We start from the raw sequence: 2,122 nt of genomic DNA on the forward strand, positions 1-2,122 counted from the left end.
CACCCAAGCCGCCGCCGGCGTCGCTCGGCGTCATCAAAATGGTCCTCGCCCTCCAACACCACCACCTCCCCAAAACCCTGCACGCCGAACACCCCACCCCCCAGGTCGACTGGACCACCGGCGCCGTCACCCTGCTCACCGACGCCCAACCCTGGCCCGCCCGGGAGGAGGGCGGCGGCCGGCGCGCGGCGGTCTCGTCGTTCGGCATCAGCGGCACCAACGCGCACGTGATCCTGGAGGAGGCGCCGGAGCCGGCCGCCCCGGCCGAGGCCGAACCCGCCGCCGCGCCCGGCGCGGAGGCCGCCGCCGCGCCGGTTCCCTGGCTGTTGTCGGCCCGTACCGACCAGGCCCTGCGCGACCAGGCCCACCGCCTCGCCGAGCACCCCACCGTCTCCACCCACGAACCCGCCGACGTCGCCCACGCCCTGCTCGCCACCCGCACCCGGTTCGAACACCGCGCCGTCGTCCTCGGCACCACCCGACACGAGCTGACCACCGCCCTCGCCGCCCTCGCCGCCGGGACCACCCACCCCGGGGTGACCACGGGCGTCAGCGCCGCCGCCGGCCGGCTCACCGCCATGTTCACCGGCCAGGGCTCGCAGCGTCCGGGCATGGGCAGCGCCCTCTACGCCACCTTCCCCGCGTTCCGCGACGCCCTCGACGAGGTCTGCGCCGCCTTCCCCCACCCGCTGCGGGCGGCTATCCTCGACGACTCCGACGGCACCCTGCACCAGACCAGGTGGGCCCAGCCGGCCATCTTCGCCGTCGAGGTGGCCCTCTACCGGCTGCTGGAGTCCTTCGGCGTCACCGCCCACGCCATGGCCGGCCACTCCATCGGCGAACTCACCGCCGCCCACCTCGCCGGCATCTGGACCCTGGCGGACGCCGCCACCGTCGTCACCGCCCGCGCCCGGCTCATGCAGGACCTACCGCCCGGCGGGGCGATGCTCGCCGTCCAGGCCACCGAGGCCGAGGTGCTGGCCTGGATCGGTGCCAACGGCCTGGCCGACCACCTCGGCGTCGCCGCCACCAACAGCCCGAACAACACCGTCGTCTCCGGCGACGAGGAACACGTCGACGCCGCCCGGCAGCACTTCACCGCCCTCGGCCGCAAGACCCGCCCGCTCCGCGTCAGCCACGCCTTCCACTCCCACCGCATGGAACCGGCACTCGACGAGTTCCGCGCGGTGCTGGAAACGGTCACCTTCCACCCGGCGCGCGTGCCCGTCGTCTCCACCGTCACCGGCTGGCCGCTGACCGGCGAGCAGGCCGCCGACCCCGACTACTGGGCCCAGCAGATCCGCCGCACCGTCCGCTTCCACGACGCCATCACCCACCTCCGCGCCGACGGAACCACCACCTTCCTCGAGATCGGACCCGACGCCGCCCTCACCCCGCACGTCAAGGAAACCGCCCCCGACGCCACGACCCTGCACACACTGCGCCGCGACCACGACGAGGTCCACACCCTGCTCACCGCGGTCGCCCACCTGCACACCCTGGGCGTCCCCGTCATCTGGGACCCCCTGCTCACCACCCCACCCACCACCCACCCCGACCTACCCACCTACCCCTTCCAGCACCAGCGCTACTGGCTCGACGCCACCGGGGACCGGGCCGACGTCGCCGCCGCCGGCCTCGGCGTGGCCGGACACCCGCTGCTGGGCGCGGCGGTGCAGCTCGCCGACGGTGACGGGCTGGTGCTGACCGGGCGGCTGTCCCGGCGCACCCATCCGTGGCTGGTGGACCACGCGGTGATGGGCACCGTCCTGCTGCCCGGAACCGCCTTCGTGGAGCTAGCGATCCGGGCCGGCGACCAGGTCGGCGCCGGGCGAATCGAGGAGATCACCATCGAGGCTCCGCTGCTGCTGCCGGAGGAGGGCGGCGTGCAGCTACAGGTGATCATCGGCCCGGCCGACCCGTCCGGCCACCGGGAGCTGGGCGTCTACTCCCGACCGGACAACGCCGAGGAGTCCTGGACCCGGCATGTCAACGGCTTCCTCGAACCGGACGCCGCCCCCGCACTGGACGCGCTGGCCGAATGGCCGCCCACCGGCGCGGTCGCGCTCGAACGCGGAGCACGTTTTACGAGCGGCTCACCGAGACCGGGCCACGGCTACGG

The 2,122-nt window shown here is 74.3% G+C and carries 1 protein-coding gene; it reads left to right on the top strand.

The features are described from left to right. On the top strand, positions 1–2,122 hold a 2,122-nt coding region (locus MCAG_RS33315; protein ID WP_198141479.1), incomplete at both ends, for a type I polyketide synthase.

The sequence above is a fragment of the Micromonospora sp. ATCC 39149 genome, from assembly GCF_000158815.1.
Taxonomy (GTDB): Bacteria; Actinomycetota; Actinomycetes; order Mycobacteriales; family Micromonosporaceae; genus Micromonospora.